The following is a 20362-nucleotide window of genomic DNA, read 5'->3' as shown; positions in this document are numbered from 1 at the left end:
ATACAGGCCTGCCGACTTACTCGCTCGTGAAAATGCTGCCCAGGCGGTCCATGCGCTCCAGGGCGATACCGCAGCCGCGCACCACGCAAGTCAGCGGGTCTTCGGCCACCAGCACGGGCAGGCCGGTTTCTTCGGCCAGCAGGCGGTCCAGGTCGCGCAGCAGCGCGCCGCCGCCGGTGAGCATCATGCCGCGGTCGGCAATGTCGGCGCCCAGCTCGGGGGGGGTTTGTTCCAGCGCGTTCTTCACGGCCGAGACGATCTGGTTCAGCGGGTCGGTCAGAGCTTCCAGCACTTCGTTAGAAGAAATGGTGAAGCTGCGTGGCACGCCTTCGGACAGATTGCGGCCCTTGACTTCCATCTCGCGCACTTCGGAGCCCGGGAAGGCCGAGCCGATGTTCTTCTTGATGGCTTCGGCCGTGGGCTCACCGATCAGCATGCCGTAGTTGCGGCGGATGTAGCTGATGATGGCTTCGTCAAACTTGTCACCACCCACGCGGACGCTGCCCTTGTAGACCATGCCGCCCAGCGAGATCACGCCCACCTCGGTCGTGCCGCCGCCGATGTCCACCACCATCGAGCCCGAGGCTTCCGACACGGGCAGACCGGCGCCGATACCGGCCGCCATGGGTTCTTCGATCAGATAGACGGCCGTGGCGCCTGCGGCCTCGGCTGCGTCCTTGATGGCGCGGCGCTCGACCTGGGTGGAGCCACAGGGCACGCAGATGATGATGCGCGGGCTGGGGGTGAACAGCGTGCGCGGGTGCACCATCTTGATGAACTGCTTGATCATCTGCTCGGTGATCACGAAGTCGGCAATCACGCCGTCCTTCATCGGGCGGATGGCCTCGATGTTGCCGGGCACCTTGCCCAGCATGGCCTTGGCCTCGTGGCCTACGGCCTGGATGACTTTCTTGCCATGGGGCCCGCCTTCGTGGCGGATGGCGACAACGGAGGGCTCGTCGAGCACGATGCCTTTGTCGCGGGCGAAGATGAGGGTGTTGGCTGTGCCAAGGTCAATGGCCAGGTCGGTGGAGAAATACCGACGGAAAGCTCCGAACATTCAAAAATCCTCTCGGGCACGGCATGCGCGTCGGCCTGCCATCGCCAGGTATTCAGGGGGGTGTTTATGGGCTTTTTTCACGCAATTGACTCCCATTCCGGGAGCTTTGCGGCAAAGCCGGGATAATACCCCATCCCCTGTGAATAACTCCCTCCGGCGCAGCCCGGATCACAGCTTTACTTCTGGTTTCTCTAGATTCTCCTCCCTATGGCACTGACCCCCCAGGACATCGGCCGCATTGCCAACTTGGCGCGGCTTGAGCTGACGCCCTCCGAAAGTGAGCGCATGCTCACTCAGCTCAACGGCTTCTTTGACATCGTGGAACAGATGCGGGCTGTGGATACCTCGGGCGTCAGGCCCCTGGCCCACCCCGTCGCGGCTATCCAGGACGTGGCCCTGCGGCTGCGCGAGGACGTGGCCAGCGAGCCCAACCAGCGCGAAGCCAACCAGCAAAGCGCCCCCGCCGTCGAACGAGGCCTGTTCCTCGTGCCCAAAGTGATCGAGTAAGAGCCCCGCCGCATGACTTTCACCGCATTGCATGACCTGGGCGTGGCCCAGCTGGCCACCGAGCTGCGCGAGCGCCGCGTCTCGGCCGTCGAGGCCGCCCAGCATTTCCTCGCCCGCGCGCAGGCCCACCAGAACCTGGGCGCCTACGTGGCCGTGAACCCGGACATCACCCTGGCCCACGCCCGCGCCCAGGACGCCGCCATTGCCGCAGGCACCGCCGGCCCGCTGGCGGGCGTGCCAATCGCGCACAAGGACATCTTTGTCACCAAAGGTTTCCCCAGCACCGCAGGCTCGAAGATGCTCGCGGGCTACCAGTCACCCTTTGATGCCACCGTGGTCACCAAGCTGGCCGACGCTGGCGCCGTGACGCTGGGCAAGCTCAACTGCGACGAGTTCGCCATGGGCTCGGCCAACGAGAACTCCGCCGTCGCCCCCATGGGCTTTGACGCCCCTGCCCCGGTGCGCAACCCCTGGGCCACAGACCGCATCCCGGGCGGCTCGTCCGGCGGCAGCGCTGTGGCCGTGGCCGCGCGCCTGGCCCCGGCCGTCACCGGCACCGACACCGGCGGCTCCATCCGCCAGCCCGCGTCGTTCTGTGGCATCACCGGCATCAAGCCCACCTATGGCCGCGCCAGCCGTTACGGGATGATCGCGTTCGCTTCCAGCCTCGACCAGGCAGGCCCCATGGCCCGCTCGGCCGAAGACTGCGCACTGTTGCTGTCCGCCATGTGCGGCCCGGACCCGGACCGCGACTCCACCAGCCTGGACGTGCCCGCAGAGAACTTCAGCGCCAAGCTCAACGACAGCATCGATGGCCTGCGCATCGGCATCCCCGCCGAGTTCTTTGGCGAAGGCCTGGCGCCCGACGTGCGCGCCGCCGTAGATGGTGCCCTGAAGGAATACGAGAAGCTCGGCGCCAAGCTCGTGCCCATCAGCCTGCCGCGCACGCAGCTGTCCATCCCGGTCTACTACATCATTGCCCCGGCCGAAGCATCGTCCAACCTCTCCCGCTTTGACGGCGTGAAGTTTGGCCACCGCGCCAAGGACTACACCGACCTGGTGGACATGTACAAGAAGACCCGCGCCGAAGGTTTTGGCGACGAGGTCAAGCGCCGCATCATGATCGGTGCCTATGTGCTGAGCCATGGCTACTACGACGCCTACTACCTGCAGGCGCAGAAGATCCGCCGCATGATCGCCGACGACTTCCAGAACGCGTTCAAGAGCTGTGACGTCATCGCTGGCCCCGTGGCCCCCACGGTGGCCTGGAAGCTGGGCGACCACGGCAACGACCCGCTGGCCGATTACCTGGCCGACATCTTCACCCTGCCCGGCTCGCTGGCCGGCCTGCCCGGCATGAGCGTGCCCGCCGGTTTTGGCGAGGGGGGCATGCCCGTGGGCCTGCAGCTGCTGGGCAACTACTTCCAGGAAGCCCGCCTTCTGAACGCTGCGCACCGCCTGCAGCAAGCCACCGACTTCCACCTCCGCCGTCCGGAGGGCTTCTGACATGACCGCCAAACTGATCCATGGCTACGAAGTCGTCATCGGCTTCGAAACCCACACCCAGCTCGCCACCCAGAGCAAGATCTTCAGCCGTGCTCCCACCGCCTTTGGCGCCGAGCCCAACACGCAAGCTTGCGCCGTGGACCTGGCCCTGCCCGGCACCTTGCCAGTGATGAACCGCGAAGCCGTGGCCTGCGCTATCAAATTGGGACTGGCCCTCGGCTCCCACATTGCGCCCGTGAGCATTTTCGCGCGCAAGAACTACTTCTACCCTGATCTGCCCAAGGGCTACCAGATCAGCCAGTTCGAGATCCCGGTGGTGCAGGGCGGCGAGGTCGAGTTCTTCCTGGGTGACGAAAAGAAGACCGTGCGCCTGGTGCGCGCCCACCTCGAAGAAGACGCCGGCAAATCGTTGCATGAAGATTTCATCGGCCAGAGTGGTATCGACCTGAACCGCGCGGGCACGCCGCTCCTGGAGATCGTGACCGAACCCGACATGCGCTCGTCCGAAGAGGCCGTGGCCTACGCGAAAGAGCTGCACAAGATCGTCACCTGGATCGGCATCTGCGACGGCAACATGCAGGAGGGCAGCTTCCGCTGCGATGCCAACGTGTCCGTACGCAAACCTGGCCAGCCGCTGGGCACGCGCCGCGAGATCAAGAACCTGAACTCGTTCAAGTTCATGCAGCAGGCCATCGACTACGAAATTCGCTGGCAGATCGAGCAGATCGAAGACGGTCATGCAATCCAGCAAGCCACCGTGCTGTTCGACCCCGACACGGGCGAAACCCGCGCGATGCGCACCAAGGAAGACGCGGCGGACTACCGCTACTTTCCGGACCCCGACCTGCCTCCGCTACACATTTCGGAGCAGTGGGTGCAGGATGAACGTGCGCAGATGGCTGAATTGCCTCGCACCATGGCCGCCCGTTTTGTGGCGGACTATGGCCTGCCCGAGTACGACGCCACCACGCTCACGCAGAGCAAGGCGATGGCAGCGTACTTTGAGGCGGCGGCCAAGGCCTGCGGCCAGCCCAAGCTGGCTAGCAACTGGATCATGGGCGAGGTGTCGCGCCGCCTGAACATGACGGAGACCGGTATCGAGCAGGCTCCTGTGACTGCAGCGCAGCTGGCCGCATTGATCGGCCGCATCGCCGACGGCACCATCTCCAACAACGCCGCCAAGCAGGTGTTTGATGCGCTGTGGACCGGGGAGTCGAGCGACGTGGACGCCGTCATCGAATCCAAGGGCCTCAAGCAAATGAACGACTCAGGCGCGCTGGAGAAGATCATCGACGAGGTGATTGCCGCCAACCCCGATAACGTGGCGCAGTTTCGCGCGGGCAAGGACAAGGCGTTCAACGCTCTGGTGGGCCAGATCATGAAGGCCAGCAAGGGCAAGGCCAATCCGACGCAGGTGAACGAACTGTTGCGCGCCAAGCTGGCGGGATGACGCGCAAGCCGACTGGCAACAACACCAACAACAAAGGGCCGCGAGGCCCTTTGTTGTTTCGATCTTCTCAATGGGGTGATGGCCGCCGAGGGCCTATGGCAAGGGAGTTGCCCCCCGCGCGGGCCTCACCGCGTGGCGGCTGGAGCGGAGGCGTCGCTGGCAGGCGTTGTGCCCGGCAGTGGCATGCGCTGCGCATCCCACAGTTTGCGCAGCTGGGCCAGCTCCACGTCAAAGCGCTGGTGCACGCGGCGCTTTTCCTGGTCCTGCCCGGCAATGAAGCGCTGCTGCTCGGCAATACTGTCTTCGTTCTCGGCAATCTTGCGGCGCAGCGCCATGGGGGCTTTGTTGGGGTCCTTCTTGTAGAACTCCATCTCCACATCGAAGGCTTTGCGCTGCTGGGCCAGTTCGACCAGGCGCTTTTCGGCGGTGGCGGTCACGTCATCGACGAGCTGAATAGCCGCAGCGCGCTCCACATCGTGCGTGGCCTTGTCGGGATAGCGGGCCGTCAGCGCGCGCTCGCGGCGGCGTTCTTCCAGCTCGCGGGCACGGGCTTCGGCCTCCTTGCGGCGCTGCGCTTCTTGCGCGGCGCGTTCCTGCTCGGTCAGCGAGGGGCCAATTTGCCGCCGTACGATGCCCGAGGGCCCGAGTTCCCGCTGCTCGCGGTCCAGGCATTCAGCGATCGGACGGTCGGCCGTCAGGCGCCGGCCATTGCGGTCCACGCAGGTGTAGATGCCGCTGGATGTCCCGGGGGCTTGCGCCCGCGCCCAATCGGCGCCCAGGGTGGCCAACAGAACCCCGCCCATGATCCACGCCGATTTGCTCAAACCATCTACCCCTCGTTGACGCCGTATCGCTGGCGGTAGGCCAGCACCTTTTCGTGATGGGAACGCATCCCCTCTTCCCCGTTTTGCTCCAGAAAGAGCAATAAGTCTGCCAGCCGCGCAATGGCACACACCTGCATGCCCAGCTGGTTGCGTACGTACTGCACCGCGCTGTGGTCTACGTCCTGTCCATTCTCGGTGGCTTTTTCCTGGCGGTCCAGTGCAATGGCCACTGCATGGGGTGTGGCGCCTGCCGCCTTGATGATGGCGATGGACTCCCGGGCGGCCGTGCCGGCCGACATCACATCGTCCACGATGAGTACCCGGCCTTTGAGGGGCGCGCCCACCAGGGTGCCGCCTTCGCCGTGATCCTTGGCCTCCTTGCGGTTGTAGGCAAAGGGCACGTTGCGGCCCAGGCGCGCCAGCTCCACGGCCACGGTGGCAGCCAACGGAATGCCCTTGTACGCAGGGCCAAACACCATGTCGAATTCGATGCCGCTGGCCAGCAAGGCTTTTGCATAGAATTCCGCGAGCCGGCCGATCTTGCGGCCGTCGTCAAACAGTCCGGCGTTGAAAAAATAGGGGCTCAGGCGCCCGGCTTTGGTCTTGAATTCGCCAAACCGCAGCACGCCCGACTCGACGGCAAAACGGACGAAATCCTGCGCCAGCTGGCCCTGTTCGGGGGTTTGCACGCCAACATCCACCATGGGGAAATCCTTGTTCAAGTTAACCAGCCTCAATCTCAATGGCATCCGCTCGGCCACCAGCAAAGGCGTGGAAAGCTGGATGGCAGCCACGCGGCCGGATTGTATTTGTGTGCAGGAAGTCAAGGCCCAGGCCGCCGACATGGCCAACCGCTTCGAGCGCCTGGCCGACCTGCAAGGGCACTTCCACTTTGCCCAGAAAAAGGGCTATTCGGGCGTCGGCATCTACACGCGGCACGTGCCGTCGGATGTAGTCATTGGCTATGGATCGGCCGAGTTCGATGCAGAAGGCCGATACGTCGAGCTGCGTTTTGACACGCCCGCCCGCAAGCTGTCGATCATCAGTGCGTACTTTCCCAGCGGCTCGTCGGGCGAAGAGCGGCAACAGGCCAAATTCCGCTTTCTGGCGGAGTTCCACCCCCACCTCATGCGCCTGAAGGCCGAGCGCGACTTCATCCTGTGTGGCGACATCAACATTGCGCACCAGCAAATCGACCTCAAAAACTGGCGCAGCAACCAGAAGAACAGTGGTTTTTTGCCCGAAGAACGCGCCTGGATGACAAAGTTGTTGCACACAACTGATGAAGGCGGCGGCATCATAGACGTTTACCGTCAGTTACAACCTACCGCCACCGACACCGCCTACACCTGGTGGAGCAACCGCGGCCAGGCCTATGCCAACAACGTGGGTTGGCGGCTGGACTACCACCTGGCCACCCCTGCGATCGCGGCGCTGGCGCGCGCTGAACATATTTACAAGGGCGAAAAGTTCTCGGACCACGCACCCATCACAGTGGACTACGCACTGACCCTCTGAGCCCTGCCCCAGCCCCTCTGCCCCCGATGACCGACGCCAGCACCTCCGCCCCGCCTCCCGCCCACAGTTTTCGCCCCCAGAGCGCCGAAGCGCTGTGGCGTCAGATCTCTACCCCCCACCCCACGGTGGGCAAGGCACGGCACCTGGGCGAGGCGCTGGTCCACGCGGGGCTGCTGTCCACGCCGGACCTGGCAGAGGGCCTGCAGGCGCAGCAGGAGGAGCGCGGCAATGGCGTGCAGCGGCCCATCGGCCAGATCCTGGTGGACCGGGGGGCACTCACCCAGGACCAGCTGCGCAGCGTGATTGCCACCTGGCTGGGTGAATACACCGTGCACCCCGGCGACATCACGCCGGAAGCGCCGGCCCTGGCACTCATCCCCCGTGCCGTGGCCGAGCGCGAATCCGTGCTGCCCCTGATCGCACGCGAGGACGCGCTGGTGCTGCTGATGGCGGACCCCTGGGACCGCGTGCTGATCGACGAGATCCGCTTTCTGACCCAGCGGCGGCTGATCCCGCTGCGCGCAGCGCCCGGCACGCTGATGCCGGCCATCCACAAGGCCTACCGCACCCGCCCTGCCGACGCGGGCGGCGCGGCAGCCGGCGCACGCGCCACCTCGCAGGAGTTGCTGACCAACCTGGCCACTGCGTCGCCAGACGCAGACACCGAGCAGGCCGACGTGATCAGCGAGTCGGACAACACCCTGGTGCGGCTCATCAACTCGGTGATTGACGAAGCCATCAGCCACCGTGCGTCAGACATCCACATCGAGACCGAGCCCGCACCGCACAACGTGCGCGTGCGCCTGCGCATCGATGGCGACCTGGTGCCCTACCTGGAGCTGCCCGCGCGCTACCGCTTTGCGATGGTGGCACGCATCAAGATCATGGCCAGCATGGACATCTCGGAGCACCGCAAACCGCAGGACGGCAAGATCGACTTTGCCCGCTTTGGCGGCCCTCCGGTGGAGCTGCGGGTGGTCACGGTGCCCACCTCGCGCGGGCTGGAGGACGTGGTGCTGCGCCTGCTGGCAGGCGCCAAGCCCCTGCCGCTGGAGAACATCGGCCTGAGCCAGCCCAACCTGCTGGCGCTGCGTGCGGTGGTGCAAAAAAGCTATGGCCTGGTGCTGGTGTGTGGCCCCACGGGCTGCGGCAAGACGACCACGCTGCACTCGGTGGTGCGCGACATCAACACCGCAGGCCGCAAGATCTGGACGGCCGAAGACCCCATCGAGATCACGCAGGAGGGCCTGCGCCAGGTGCAGGTGAACCCACGCATCGGCTGGACCTTTGCCGCCGCCATGCGCACCTTTTTGCGCGCTGATCCGGACGTGATCATGATCGGCGAGATGCGCGACGAGGAGACGGCACGCATCGCCATCGAGGCCTCGCTCACCGGGCACCTGGTGCTGTCCACCCTGCACACCAATTCGGCGCCTGAGAGCATTGCGCGCCTGCTCGAAATCGGCCTGGACCCGTTCAACTTCTCGGACTCGCTGCTGGCCATCCTGGCGCAGCGCCTGGTGCGGCGCCTGTGCACCGCCTGCCGCGAGCCGCGTGTGGCCGACGACGACATGCTGGCGGGCCTGGCGTCGCAGTACCTGGAGAGTGGCACCCACAACACCGCCGAGGCGCGCCAGGCGCAGATCGGACGCTGGCGCCAGCAGTACGGCGGTGCCCAGGGCGAGCTGCGAATGTGGCGCCCCGTAGGCTGCGCCAAATGCGAAGGCCACGGCTACCACGGCCGTCTGGGCATCCACGAGCTGATGATGAGTGACGAAACCATTCGCCAGCACATCCGCCACCGGGCCCCGGCCTCGGACATCCGGCACTCCGCCCTCACCGCCGGCATGCTCACCCTGCGCCAGGACGGCATCGAAAAGGTATTGCAGGGCCTGACCGACATGAGTGAAGTGGTAGCCGCCACCAACCTGTAGCCCCGACAGCGGCCCCAGGCCGCCAACCCGACGGCAAATACCGTCAACAATTGTCAAAACCACCCATCTCGCGGCAATTTTCCGTTGGACGGCTGTCGGTTTTCCTGCTTTCACGGGCATAGTCAAGCCGTACCAGCCGCCGTACCTGGAGCCATTCCGGGCCCTGGCGCGCTGGTGGGATGTGAAAGTGGTGACGATGTTGTTCCGATTTCTGGCGGCCCTGCGGGCCCGCACAGGCACTGCCCTGGTGGCCCTGCTGGGCCCCTTGAGCCTGTGCCTGCCGCTGTGGGCCCACCCCGCTCCGGTGTGCCCAGCCCCCCAGGGCCGCAGCGTGCTGCGACTGCAGCCTGCGGGCGACGGCCCGGCACAGGCCTGCGACCTCCAGGCTCTGGAGCGGCTGCCAGCGCGCGACATCACCACAGCCTTGCCCCCCGCGCTGGGCCTGGCGGGCGAACATCGCTGGACTGGTGTGCCGCTGCGCCACCTGATCGAGCAGCTTGGCGGTGGCGAGCGCAGCCGCATCGTGCTGACGGCCCTGAACGACTATGCCGTCGAGATCCCCTGGAGCGACCTGCTCCGCTACAACCCCGTGCTGGCCTACCGGCGCGACGGCCAGCGCATGGGCATCCGCGACAAGGGGCCGCTGATCCTGATCTACCCGTTCGATGCCCATCCTGTCCTGCAGCAGGGGCAGGACTACGTCAACCGCACCATCTGGCAGGTCCATGCCGTCTCCGTCCGCTAAGCCGCAGGCGCCCACCACCGGCAGCCCCCGCACGGCCTACCGGCTGCTCGCCCTGGTGGTGGCCATGGCCCTGGCCACGTCGGTAGCCCTGTGGTGGACGCTGCGCCAAGCGCAGGACCTTGCGCAGCCCCACCAGCAAAACGACCTCTGGTACATCGCCAGCGTGCACAACGAGCTGGCGCGGGTGAGCCTGCTGGCACGCCAGCTGCGGGCCCGTGAGGCCAGCGCGCAAGACCTGATCGACCGGCTGGACGTGCTCTACAGCACGCTGGACACCACGGGCCGCGGACCGCATGTGAGCACCCAGCTGCGCGACGCGTTGCCGGACACTGCACAAGGCCTGGACAACTTGCGCACCCAGGTCGAGCACTGGTCGGCGCTAGCCAGCGCGAACGCGAACACCAAGCCCCACGAATCCGGCAGCACCGCAGCGCGGCGCACAAACCCGACCGCCGCACCACCCCAAGCGCTGCGCGTGGCCGAGGACATCACCCGCCAGTCCGACGCTTTGCTGGAACGCTTGCGCCAGGCGGTGGCCACCGTGCACCTGTTCAGCACCCAGCAGACAGACCAGGCGCGCCGGCAGCTGCACCAGCGCTTCATCGTGCTCAGCGTGGTGCTCAGCGCCCTGCTGGTGGGCACCACGCTGCTGATTGCGCGGCTGGTGCAGGACGCACGCGCCGCCGCCGCCGCATCGCGGCAACTGGCGCAGACCAACCGGGAACTGGAAGACCGCGTGGCCCGCCGCACACGCAAGCTCGAAGAAAGCCGTGCGCTGCTGGGCTTCATCCTGGACACCAGCCCCAGTGATGTGCTGCTGACCGAGGTCGAGAGCGGCCGCGTGCATTTCATCAACCACCGGCTGACCGAGCGGCTAGGTCTCCCGGCCGCGCCCCAGACCCTGTTTCTGCCCGACCTGCTGCACGACCCCGATACCCGCCAGCGCTTCATGCAGACCCTGGACCAGTACGGGCAGGTCGATGCCTTGGAGGCGCAGATCGGCACCCATGCCCCGCGCTGGAGTTCGCTGTCGGCACGCCTCATCGATGTCGAGGGCCGGCTGGCCCACCTGCTGTGGGGCTTTGACATCAGCACCCACAAGGCCCTGGAGGCCCAGCTGCGCGAACTGGCCACACGCGATGCCCTCAGCGGGCTGCTGAACCGCCGGGCGTTCATGGAGCGCAGCACGGCCTTGTTCGACCACTGCCGCCGCCACGGGCAACCGTGCACCGTGCTGATGATCGACATCGATCACTTCAAGCGCATCAACGACCAGCATGGGCACCAGATGGGCGACACTGCCATCCGCGCCTGCGCAGACGCCATCGGCCAAGCCCTGCGCGAGGCAGACCTGCTCGGCCGCCTGGGGGGCGAGGAATTTGCCGCACTCCTGCCCCACGCCAGTGCCGACAGCGCCCGCCAGGTGGCCGAGCGCATCCGGGGCGCCATCGCGCAGCTGGGGCTGGTGTCCCCGTCCGGGCATCCGGTCACGTTCACCATCTCCATCGGCATGGCTGCCAGCGAGCGCCACCACACGGGCATCGAGCCGCTGCTGGCCGATGCCGACGCGGCGCTCTACCGCGCCAAGGCCACCGGCCGCAACCGGGTGCTGGCCCACGAGGCCGCACTTCCCGCCCATTGATCTCCACCCACGACACAACGACCATGAGCCTTCGCCTTTTGATAGTGGATGACAGCCGCATGTCCCGCCTGATCCTGCAGGGTCTGGTGCTGCAGGCCCACCCTGACTGGACCATCGTGCATGCCAGCAGCGGCGAAGAAGCCCTGCAGCAGGTGCGCGAGAGCCCTGTGGATCTGGTTTCCATGGACTTCAACATGCACGGCATGAACGGTCTGGAAGCCGCCCTGGCGCTGCGCCAGCTGCTGCCACAAGTGCCCATTGCCATCCTCACGGCCAATGTGCAGACTGCGGTGCAGGAGCGCATCGAAGAAGCCGGCATGGTGTTCATCGCCAAGCCCATCACCGCGCAAGCCGCCCAAGAGCTCGCCGCCCTCGCAGGAGCCTGACATGCCCATTCAGCTAGACGCCGAACAGATCGATGCACTGAGCGAGATCTTCAACATCGGCGTGGGCAAAGCCGCCGCCGCCATGGGCGGCCTGCTGCGCGACGAGGTGCTGCTGTCGGTGCCGCATGTCAGCGTGTTCACCGTGAGCGAGGCGGCGCAGCAGCTGGGCACCCAGGGCCACCCCATGTATGGCGTGCGGCAGCCGTTTCGCGGCGTGCTCAATGGCGATGCCTTGCTGATCTTTCCGGGGCACCGCAGCCTGGAGATCGTGCGCATCGTTGCCGGGCAGAACGTGCCCAGCGAAGACCTGAGCGCCATCGAACAGGATGCGCTGACCGAGGTGGGCAATGTGATGCTCAACGCCTGCATCGCCGCCTTGTCCGACCTGCTGGGCCACGAGTTCGAGCTGAGCCCGCCACGGTTCGACATGGGCGACAGCCGCACCATCCTGGGCACGCGCATCCAGAACCACCTGGTGGTGTTCCTGCACATCCGCTTTGAGCTGCTCAGCAGCCAGATCGAGGGCTTTGTGGTGTTTGTGCTCAACACCACTTCGCTGGAAGGCCTGCGCACCGCCGTGAACCGGCTGCTGGGCCGTCCTGTGGACGCCGACTGAGGCCCGAAGCGGCCAAGCGGCCGCCAACGGGCGCCGCGCGCTGCACAGGCCCTGTGCGAAACTCGCGGCTGTTGCCTTCCGGCCCTGCCGCCACCGCGCCAGCCCGCTGTCACCCTGGGTGGGGATAGCGGCCCTGGCGTGACGGGCGCTGGGCTTACTGCCTCCATCCCATGCTCCGCTACCTCACCGTTCCCGTCACTCCTTTCCAGCAGAACGCTTCTATCGTCTGGTGCGACGCCACCCGGCAGGCCGCCGTGATCGACCCGGGGGGCGACCTGGACACCTTGCTGGCCGCAGTGGAAGAACACGGGCTGACGCTGTCGCAGATCTGGCTCACCCACGCGCACATCGACCACGCGGGCGGCACGGGCGAGCTGGCCCAGCGCCTGTCGCTGCCCATCGTCGGCCCCCACCCGGGCGACCAGTTCTGGATCGACGGGCTGCCGCAGCAAAGCGCGATGTTCGGCTTTCCGCCCGCGCAGCACTTCACCCCCACACGCTGGCTGCAAGACGGCGACACGGTGCAGATTGGCAACGAGACCTTGAACGTGCGCCACTGCCCCGGCCACACGCCCGGCCACGTGGTGTTCCACGCGCCGCAGATCGACCGCGCGTTTGTGGGCGACGTGCTGTTTGCGGGCAGCATCGGCCGCACGGACTTCCCCCAGGGCAACCACCAGCAGCTCATCGACAGCATCACGCAGCGGCTGTGGCCCATGGGCAACCAGACGGTGTTCATTCCCGGCCACGGACCGGAGAGCACCTTCGGGCGCGAACGGCAAAGCAATCCCTACGTGGGCGGGACCTGAGCGCTGATCGCCAATGCTCCTGTATTCATAGCATTTCAGGCATATTGCACTAGCGCATCCGGCTGATTTGGCTTGAAATGGGTTGCAGGAAGCCGTCGCAGGCCTCTGGGGCGTGCTCCGCGCCGCTGGGGGCGCAGCAGCGATCAGGCCCCGGGATACCGGCCAGTTCGCCGCACCTCCGACACCGCCGGGGGCTACGATGGTGTGGTTTGCCACCCCTGCGGGCCGCCCATGCCCCTGTGCCATGACCCCATCCAACGCAGCGCGCCCCCCGCTTGAACCCCAGCGCGGCTCCCGCCTCGCGGGCAAGGCTTACTGGGCGATGGTGCAGCGGGTGGCGCTGACAGCAGCCGCCATCGACGCGGGCTACATCCTGCTGTTTCTGTGGCTGGGCTCGATGCCGCTGGCGGCCATCAATGTGCTAAGCATCACCATGTATCTGGGCGCCTACCGGCTCATCCAGAAGCGCTACAACACCGCCGCGCTGGCCCTGATCTGGCTGGAGGTGATCGGGCACTCAGCCCTGGGTTCGCTGCTCATCGGCTGGGAGAGCGGCTTTCATTACTACCTGCTGATGTTCATCCCCGCCATCGTGATCGCCAACACGCGCGGCTATGCCACGCCCATGGTGCTGGCCCTGCTGGCCTACTACCTGGGCCTGCACATGCTGAGCGACGCGGTGGGGCCGCTACACCCGCTGCCCGCGCAGAGCGTGAAGATCGTGAACTGGGTGCACATCTGCGTGGTGTTTGCCATGTCGGCAGCGCTGTCGGCGTTCTACCGCCGCACCATCCTCATTGCCGAGGCGCGCCTGCGCAAGCAGGCCACGCGCGATCCGCTGACCGGACTGGCCAACCGCAGCCACTTTGACGCCCAGGCCACCGAGGCACTGGAGCGCAGCCAGCGCAGCGGCGTGCCCGTGACGCTGCTGCTGTGCGACGTGGACCACTTCAAGCGCGTGAACGACCAGTACGGCCACGCCGTGGGCGACCAGGTGCTGGTGGCCATGGGCCAGGTGCTGGCCGACAACCTGCGCGAGGGCGATGTGCTGGCGCGTTGGGGCGGTGAAGAGTTTCTGGCGCTGATGCCCGCCAGCCCGCTGGACGCCGCCCGCGCCACGGCCGAACGCATCCGCGCCGCCGTGGCCCAGGCGCCGCTGTCCGTGGGCCCTGCGCCCATCACGCTGACGCTGTCGTTTGGTGTGGCCCAGGTGCACGGGCCCGACGATCTGCAGGCCGCCATCGCCCGCGCAGACCAGGCACTGTACGCCGCCAAACACGCAGGGCGCAACCGGGTGCAGCTGGCGGGTGAAAACGCCACCGACGCAGTGGCGGCCAGCGCTTAGGGCAACGCTGAATAAGTCCCCGCAGTGGCGCGCACCCTGATTTGGGATGGGATGCAAGGCGCAAACCACAGCGATAGCCGTAGCTATCGCGAGGATTTGCAACGCGGCAGACCGCCCAAAGCAGGGGTGCGCGGTGCGCGAGGGACTTGTTCAGCGTTGCCTTAGATACGCTGGCCAGGCGGTTCAACCGTTGCGGCGCGCGGCCTCGTACAGGCCCTGCACCTTGGGCACGTTCAGCTCCAGTTCGCGGATGCGCGCAGGGCCTGAAGGGTGGGTGGACAAAAACGCCAGCCCGCCTTGCTTGCTGCCACTGGCGTTGCCCATCTTCTGCCAAAGACTCACGGCGGCCGATGGCTGGTAGCCCGCCCGCGCAGCCAGCTCCAGCCCCACCAGGTCGGCCTCGCTTTCGTCCGAGCGGCTGAACTGCAGCGTGAGCAACTGCCCGCCCAAACCCGCCGCCGCCTGCCCCAGGTCGCCCAGCCCCAGCAGCTGCGAGCCCAGGCGCAGCGCCAGGTTGGTGCCCTGCGTCTTGGCGATGCGCTCGCGTGCGTGCTCACGCAGCGCATGGGCCATCTCGTGGCCCATGATCATCGCGGCCTCGTCGTCGGTGAGCTTGAGCTGGTCGAGGATGCCGGTGTAGAACGCAATCTTGCCGCCAGGCATGCAAAACGCATTGATCTGCGAGCTGCCGATCAGGTTGACCTCCCACCGCCACTGGCGGGCGCGGTCGTTCCAGGGCGTGGCGTACGGGATCAGCCGCTTGGCGATGGCGTGCAGGCGCTGCAGCTGGGGGTGGTTGTCGGGCGCCAGCGCGCGCTTGGCGCGGGCCTGCTCCAGCATCTGGCGGTACTGCTGGGCGGCAGACTGCTCCAGCGTCTCGGCGGGCACGAGCTTGCGCAGGCTGGACGCCGAACCCACGTCCACCTGCGCCAGCACCGGCGTGGCCGCAGCGGCGCCCGCTGCCAGCAGGAACGCGCGGCGTGCGGACCAGGGGGACGACGGCGCGACGGAAGGAGCGGGGCAGAAAAGACACATACAAGGCAATCCCAGAAGGAATAATGAGCAGCGCTGGCACACAACACACCAGAGCCTGCCGCGCAGATGGAGGCTGACAGGATGGCTACAAGGGTGCGTCGGCGATGATAGACAAAACCCCCGCTCGCCCATGTCAGACACCTCCACATCTTCCACCCCCAGCCTCGCTCCCGCTACCGCCGCAGACAAGCCCCCGCGCACCCCCTGGCTGCAGACCCTGCGCGTGTACCTGGAGCCTGCCAGCCTGCGCATGCTGACGCTGGGTTTTTCGGCCGGGCTGCCGCTGCTGCTGGTGCTGGGCACGCTGAGCTTTCGCCTGCGCGAGGCAGGCATCGACCGCAGCACCATCGGCTACCTGAGCTGGGTGGGCCTGGCCTACGGCTTCAAGTGGGTGTGGGCGCCGCTGGTGGACCGCATGCCCATCCCGGTGCTCACACGGCTGCTGGGGCGGCGGCGCAGCTGGCTGCTGCTGGCACAGCTGGTGGTGGTGGCGGGCCTGGTGGGTATGGCCCTGGCTGACCCGCGCCTGACTCTGGGGCCCATCGTGTGGTGCGCGCTGGCCGTGGCATTTGGGTCGGCCACGCAGGACATCGCGCTCGATGCCTTCCGCATCGAATCCGCCGACGCCAACCACCAGGCCGCGCTGGCGGCGTCGTACCAGACGGGTTACCGCCTGGCGATGATCTGGGCCGGAGCCGGTGTGCTGTGGATTGCCGCGCGCTCCGAGGTCGCGCCCGCGGCCGGCCAGGCCGTGGCCCTGGGTGCCGCCGCGTACCAGAACGGCGCCTGGCAGGCGGCCTATCTGGCCATGGCGGCGTCGATGGCCGTGGGCGTGGTCACCGTGTTGTTTTCGCGTGAGCCTGCACCCGTGGCGCTGCCCCCCGCCAAGAACGCTGCCGAGTGGATCCAGGGCGCACTGGTGGCCCCGTTTGCCGACTTCCTGCGCCGCTACGGCTGGCATGCGGCGCTCATCCTGGCGCTGATTGCCGTGTACCGCATCAGCGATGTGGTGATGGGCATCATGGCCAACCCGTTCTACGTGGACATGGGCTACACCAAGGACGAAGTGGCCGCCGTGACCAAGATTTACGGTGTGATCATGACGCTCGCGGGCGCCTTTGTGGGCGGCGTGTTGTCCATGCGCTTTGGCGTGATGCGCATTCTGATGCTGGGCGCCATCCTTAGCGCGGCCAGCAACCTGCTGTTTGCCTGGCTGGCGGGCCACGGGCACGACGTGACGGCGCTGATTGCCGTGGTGTCTGCCGACAATCTGGCCAGCGGCATCGCCTCGGCCGCGTTCATCGCCTACCTGTCGAGCCTGACCAACGTGAGCTACTCGGCCACGCAGTACGCGCTGTTCAGCTCGATGATGCTGCTGCTGCCGAAGTTCGTGGCGGGCTTCTCGGGCGACTATGTGGATGCGTTTGGCTACGCCCAGTTCTTCACCTCCACGGCGCTGCTGGGGCTGCCGGTGCTGGTGCTGGTGTGGCTGGCATCGCGCATCCAGAAGGTCGGTGGCGCCTGATTCATACGTCCAGACAGCTACTAAATCGATAGCAATTTCTGAAGCCTCTCGCCACCCGGTTTACCGGAACTTTACGGGGGCTTCAACACGGGGAGACGGCGGGGCCGGACCATGACGACAGTTTCAAAGCCTCGCTACTACACTGCCCCCATGAGCTCCCAACTGCTGATGATCGAAGACGACGCCCGCCTCGCGCAGATGGTGGGCGAGTACCTGGGCCAGTCGGGCCTGCAGGTCACGCACCGTGCCGATGGCAAGAGTGGCCTGGCGCAGCTACAGGGCCCTGATGCCGGGCCGCTGCCCGACCTGGTGATCCTGGACCTGATGTTGCCCGACATGGATGGACTGGAAGTGTGCCGCCGCATCCGCTCGCTGCAGGGCAACGCGGCGCAGGTGCCGGTGCTCATGCTCACCGCCAAGGGCGACCCCATGGACCGCATTATCGGGCTGGAGCTGGGTGCTGACGATTACCTGCCCAAGCCCTTTGAGCCCCGCGAGCTGCTGGCCCGCATCCGCGCCATCCTGCGCCGGCGCACGGATGGTGGCGGCGCGGCAGCCGCCACCCAGGTGCTGCGCTTTGGCACGCTGGAGATCGACCGCGACGCGCGCACTGTGACCGTGGCGGGGCAGCTGGCGGACCTCACCTCGTACCAGTTCGACCTGCTGGTGGCATTGGCCGAGCGCGCGGGCCGGGTGCTCACGCGCGACCAGATCATGGAGGCCGTGCGCGGCCGCGAGCTGGAGGCGTTTGACCGCTCCATCGACGTACACATGGGCCGCATCCGCGCGGCCATCGAGGCCGACGCCAAGAACCCGCGCCGCATCCTCACGGTGCGCGGCGTGGGCTATGTTTTTGCCAAACAGCAGGATTGATCGCTGACGCAGGCCGCTGCTGCCTGCGCTGTCGCCCCACGCATGTCATTGTCCAACCCTTTTTCCCGCCGCCTCTATCTGCGCATCTGGCTCGCCGTGGTGGGCGGCATGGCGGTGCTGACGCTCACCGTGGGCTGGGCCTGGCGCATTGCCGAGGAACAAAAGGCCCAGAACAACCAGCCGTTTGTGCCGCCTTCGCGCGAGATGGCGGTGCGCGACCCGGCGGGCAACCTGGTGCTGCGCGGCATGGCCACGCGCCAGCCGTCCGAGCCGGGCGAGGTGGTGGAATTCCACATCGAGGCAGAAAACGGCCAGATCTTCACCCTGCAGATGGCGCCGCGCCAGCCCCGCATGGGCCGCAATGGCGGCCGACCCGGTGGCCCCGGCCAGGACGAGGCCGCTTTCTGGACCCGGCCGCCCTTCGGCTTCTTGTGGCTGCTGGGCATCGTGGGCCTGGCAGTGGCGGTGGGGGTGTACCCCATCATCCGCCGCCTCACGCAGCGGCTGGAGGCGCTGCAGCGCAGCGTGAAGAAGTTTGGTGAGGGCGACCTGTCGGTGCGGGTGCCCGAGCAAGGGCAGGATGAGGTGGCCGACCTCGCACGCCAGTTCAACGCAGCGGCCGAGCGTGTGGAAACCCTGGTCAAGTCACACAAGTCCCTGCTGGCCAATGCCTCGCACGAGCTGCGCTCACCCCTGACCCGCATCCGCATGGGGCTGGAGCTGATGGGTGGCCAGCAGCCTTCCCCCGCCTTCCGCGAAGAAATCCTGCGCAACATCGCCGAGCTGGACCAGCTGGTGGACGAGATCCTCCTGGCCAGCCGGCTCGACGCGCGCGAGGCCGACGTGGGCACGGTGGAACTGGTGGACCTGATTGGCCTGGCCGCCGAGGAATGCGCGCGGGTGGACGCCGACCTGGACGTGAGCGCGAGCCCCGATTCGCTGGAGGTGCGCGGCGTGGCCAAGCTGCTGCGCCGGGCGATCCGCAACCTGCTGGAAAACGCACGCCGCTACAGCACCGGCGAGATCACCGTGGTGGTGCACCGCCGCCAGGGCCGCGCCGAAGTGCATGTGTGTGACCACGGCCCGGGTGTACCGCCCGGCCAGCGCGAGCGCATCTTCGAGCCCTTCTACCGGCTGCCGGGCGCCAGCGAGCGCGCGGGCGGCGTGGGCCTGGGGCTGGCGCTGGTGCGGTCGATTGCCGGCCGCCACAACGGCACCGTGCACTGCCAGGACCGTGCTGACGGCGACAGCGGCGCGTGTTTTGTGCTGGCGCTGCCGCTGGCACCATCCACGCACTGATCGGCGCCTGTATTCGCGTGTGCTCAGCGCGCTACCGGGCGGGGCGCCAGGGGCCAGCGCCAGGCCATGGCGGCATACAGCACCGCACCCACACCGAGCGCTGCGGCGGCCACAGCCAGCCCGTAGACAAAGCCCTGCCCTTGCGTGGCCGCGTGGTGCAGCATCCATGCCACCATGGGCGGGCCCACGATCTGACCGATGCCGTAGGCCGCCGTGAGCAGCCCCGGAAAACTGTCGCCCGCCGCAGGCCACACGCGCCGCGCCTCCTGCAGGGCATAAAAGGTGATGGCAGTGAACGGCAAGCCCAGCAGCAGGCTGCCCAGCGCAAACCCCGCAGGCCCCGGCCACACCAGGCTGAGCGCGATGGCCCCGGCCTGCACCACGTAGGCTGCCATCAGCAGCCAGCGCCGGTCCCACGCGGCCGGGGTGCGGGTGGACAACGCCGCGCCCAGCGCCACGCCGGCACCAAACAGCGGCCAGAACAGGTCGGGCCAGGGCGACCCTGCAGGCAAGGCAGCGCGCGCAATCACGGGCAAAAAGGTGGCGGTGACGATGTAGCCCAGCCCTGCGAGCCCATAGGCCAGCGTGAGCCCCGTGCGCGCCCAGACTCCGTGGCCGGGGGTGGAGCCGTCCACCACCGGCCCGGCGGCTGCGGCTGACGCGGGCATGGCCACACCCTGCAGCACGGGCCAGATAGCGGCGCACAGCCCCACACTCAGCAGCCCAAACACCGCCCAGCCCGCTGCGGCAGGCCACTGCAGCGCCACCATGGCGCTGGCCGACAGCCCGGTGAGCACGATGCCCAGCCCCGGGCCGCAAAAGATCAGCCCACCGAGCGCAGCCTGGCCCAGCGCCACCAACCGCACCATGCACCACACCGAAACATTCAAAAACACCAGCGCACTCGCCACCCCTGCCGCAAACCGCAGTGCGGGCCAAGCGCCCGGCAGTGGCAGCGCCATGCCCAGCGTGAGCAGCACAGTGGCCGCCAGCCCCCAGCGCGCCAGCCGCGCCGCATGCCAACGCTGCCGTGCACGCGGCGCCACCCAGGGCAGCGCCATGCAGGCCAGCGCCCCAATCAAGTACCCAAGGTAATTGGCCGTAGCCAGCCAGCTGCCGCCCGCCAGCGTGACCACGCCGTCGTGCAGCATCATGGGCAGCAGCGGCGTGAAGGCAAACCGGCCCACGCCCATCGCCACCGCCAGCGCGGCCATGCCCGCCAGCGCTACGGACAGGGGGCGGTCTTGGGGGGCGGTGCGCGGTTCCATGCGGGCGGTTTCCAGTCTAT

General features: G+C 67.2%; 19 protein-coding genes. 14 read left to right on the top strand and 5 right to left on the bottom strand.

Annotation, left to right across the window (positions count from 1 at the left end; genetic code table 11):
- Positions 1-16: 16 nt before the first annotated feature.
- Complete coding sequence (locus C8C95_RS11095) at positions 17-1060, bottom strand: rod shape-determining protein (protein ID WP_008907364.1); 1044 nt, start codon at positions 1058-1060, stop codon at positions 17-19.
- A 207-nt stretch (positions 1061-1267) separates the two neighbouring features.
- On the opposite strand from C8C95_RS11095, the gene gatC reads away from it, so the two are divergent.
- The 3 genes from gatC to gatB are packed head-to-tail and all read left to right on the top strand — an operon-like array spanning position 1268 to position 4523.
- Positions 1268-1567, top strand: a complete 300-nt coding sequence (gatC, locus tag C8C95_RS11090) for an Asp-tRNA(Asn)/Glu-tRNA(Gln) amidotransferase subunit GatC (RefSeq protein WP_116748636.1) — start codon at positions 1268-1270, stop codon at positions 1565-1567.
- Between the two features lie 12 nt (positions 1568-1579).
- Positions 1580-3073 carry an Asp-tRNA(Asn)/Glu-tRNA(Gln) amidotransferase subunit GatA gene (gene gatA / locus C8C95_RS11085; protein WP_116748635.1) on the top strand — a complete coding sequence of 498 codons (1494 nt, stop codon included), beginning with the start codon at positions 1580-1582 and terminating at the stop codon, positions 3071-3073.
- A gap of 1 nt (position 3074) precedes the next feature.
- On the top strand, positions 3075-4523 hold the full coding sequence (gene gatB, locus C8C95_RS11080; protein WP_116748634.1) for an Asp-tRNA(Asn)/Glu-tRNA(Gln) amidotransferase subunit GatB: 1449 nt from the start codon (positions 3075-3077) through the stop codon (positions 4521-4523).
- Between the two features lie 125 nt (positions 4524-4648).
- Here gatB and C8C95_RS11075 read toward each other — a convergent pair whose 3' ends face one another.
- Together C8C95_RS11075 and pyrE are read right to left on the bottom strand one after the other, a co-directional pair.
- On the bottom strand, positions 4649-5347 hold the full coding sequence (locus tag C8C95_RS11075; protein WP_116748633.1) for a DUF4124 domain-containing protein: 699 nt from the start codon (positions 5345-5347) through the stop codon (positions 4649-4651).
- A gap of 5 nt (positions 5348-5352) precedes the next feature.
- Positions 5353-6051, bottom strand: coding sequence for an orotate phosphoribosyltransferase (pyrE, locus tag C8C95_RS11070; RefSeq protein ID WP_060986588.1), 699 nt, complete (start codon positions 6049-6051; stop codon positions 5353-5355).
- A gap of 10 nt (positions 6052-6061) precedes the next feature.
- On the opposite strand from pyrE, the gene C8C95_RS11065 reads away from it, so the two are divergent.
- The 8 genes from C8C95_RS11065 (at position 6062) to C8C95_RS11030 (ending at position 14342) form a co-directional block, all read left to right on the top strand.
- Complete coding sequence (locus C8C95_RS11065; RefSeq protein WP_060986590.1) at positions 6062-6865, top strand: exodeoxyribonuclease III; 804 nt, start codon at positions 6062-6064, stop codon at positions 6863-6865.
- A gap of 26 nt (positions 6866-6891) precedes the next feature.
- Complete coding sequence (locus C8C95_RS11060; protein WP_116748632.1) at positions 6892-8799, top strand: GspE/PulE family protein; 1908 nt, start codon at positions 6892-6894, stop codon at positions 8797-8799.
- 196 nt (positions 8800-8995) lie between these two features.
- Positions 8996-9544, top strand: a complete 549-nt coding sequence (locus C8C95_RS11055) for a molybdopterin-dependent oxidoreductase (RefSeq protein WP_243415773.1) — start codon at positions 8996-8998, stop codon at positions 9542-9544.
- Positions 9525-11186: a GGDEF domain-containing protein gene (locus tag C8C95_RS11050; RefSeq protein ID WP_116748630.1), complete on the top strand. Its 1662-nt coding sequence runs from the start codon at positions 9525-9527 to the stop codon at positions 11184-11186. Before C8C95_RS11055 ends, C8C95_RS11050 begins: the two co-directional genes overlap by 20 nt.
- Before the next feature lie 23 nt (positions 11187-11209).
- The gene (locus C8C95_RS11045; RefSeq protein WP_116748629.1) at positions 11210-11572 is read left to right on the top strand and encodes a response regulator; all 363 of its coding nucleotides are present in this window, start codon (positions 11210-11212) and stop codon (positions 11570-11572) included.
- Between the two features lies 1 nt (position 11573).
- Entirely contained in the window at positions 11574-12188 is a 615-nt protein-coding gene (locus tag C8C95_RS11040; protein WP_116748628.1) for a chemotaxis protein CheC, read from the top strand.
- Positions 12189-12358: 170 nt separating this feature from the next.
- Positions 12359-12997, top strand: coding sequence for an MBL fold metallo-hydrolase (locus tag C8C95_RS11035; RefSeq protein ID WP_110960447.1), 639 nt, complete (start codon positions 12359-12361; stop codon positions 12995-12997).
- 244 nt (positions 12998-13241) lie between these two features.
- On the top strand, positions 13242-14342 hold the full coding sequence (locus tag C8C95_RS11030; protein WP_116748627.1) for a GGDEF domain-containing protein: 1101 nt from the start codon (positions 13242-13244) through the stop codon (positions 14340-14342).
- 183 nt (positions 14343-14525) lie between these two features.
- On the opposite strand, the gene C8C95_RS11025 is transcribed toward C8C95_RS11030, so the two are convergent.
- Positions 14526-15377, bottom strand: coding sequence for a M48 family metallopeptidase (locus C8C95_RS11025; protein ID WP_116748626.1), 852 nt, complete (start codon positions 15375-15377; stop codon positions 14526-14528).
- A 130-nt stretch (positions 15378-15507) separates the two neighbouring features.
- Between C8C95_RS11025 and C8C95_RS11020 the strand changes: the two genes are divergently transcribed.
- The 3 genes from C8C95_RS11020 to C8C95_RS11010 all read left to right on the top strand — a co-directional run bounded on the left by C8C95_RS11020 (position 15508) and on the right by C8C95_RS11010 (position 19074).
- A complete protein-coding gene (locus C8C95_RS11020; RefSeq protein ID WP_116748625.1) occupies positions 15508-16902 on the top strand; it encodes an AmpG family muropeptide MFS transporter in 1395 nt (464 codons plus the stop codon).
- A 150-nt stretch (positions 16903-17052) separates the two neighbouring features.
- Positions 17053-17775 carry a response regulator transcription factor gene (locus C8C95_RS11015; protein WP_056057318.1) on the top strand — a complete coding sequence of 241 codons (723 nt, stop codon included), beginning with the start codon at positions 17053-17055 and terminating at the stop codon, positions 17773-17775.
- 42 nt (positions 17776-17817) lie between these two features.
- Positions 17818-19074 (top strand): ATP-binding protein, encoded by a 1257-nt coding sequence (locus tag C8C95_RS11010; RefSeq protein ID WP_056057315.1) that lies wholly within the window; start codon positions 17818-17820, stop codon positions 19072-19074.
- Between the two features lie 23 nt (positions 19075-19097).
- On the opposite strand, the gene C8C95_RS11005 is transcribed toward C8C95_RS11010, so the two are convergent.
- Positions 19098-20342: a YbfB/YjiJ family MFS transporter gene (locus C8C95_RS11005; protein WP_116748624.1), complete on the bottom strand. Its 1245-nt coding sequence runs from the start codon at positions 20340-20342 to the stop codon at positions 19098-19100.
- Between the last annotated feature and the right edge of the window lie 20 nt (positions 20343-20362).

The organism is Acidovorax sp. 99, from assembly GCF_003096455.1.
Lineage (GTDB): Bacteria > Pseudomonadota > Gammaproteobacteria > Burkholderiales > Burkholderiaceae_C > Acidovorax > Acidovorax delafieldii.
This window is presented reverse-complemented; position numbering and strand designations above follow the sequence as displayed.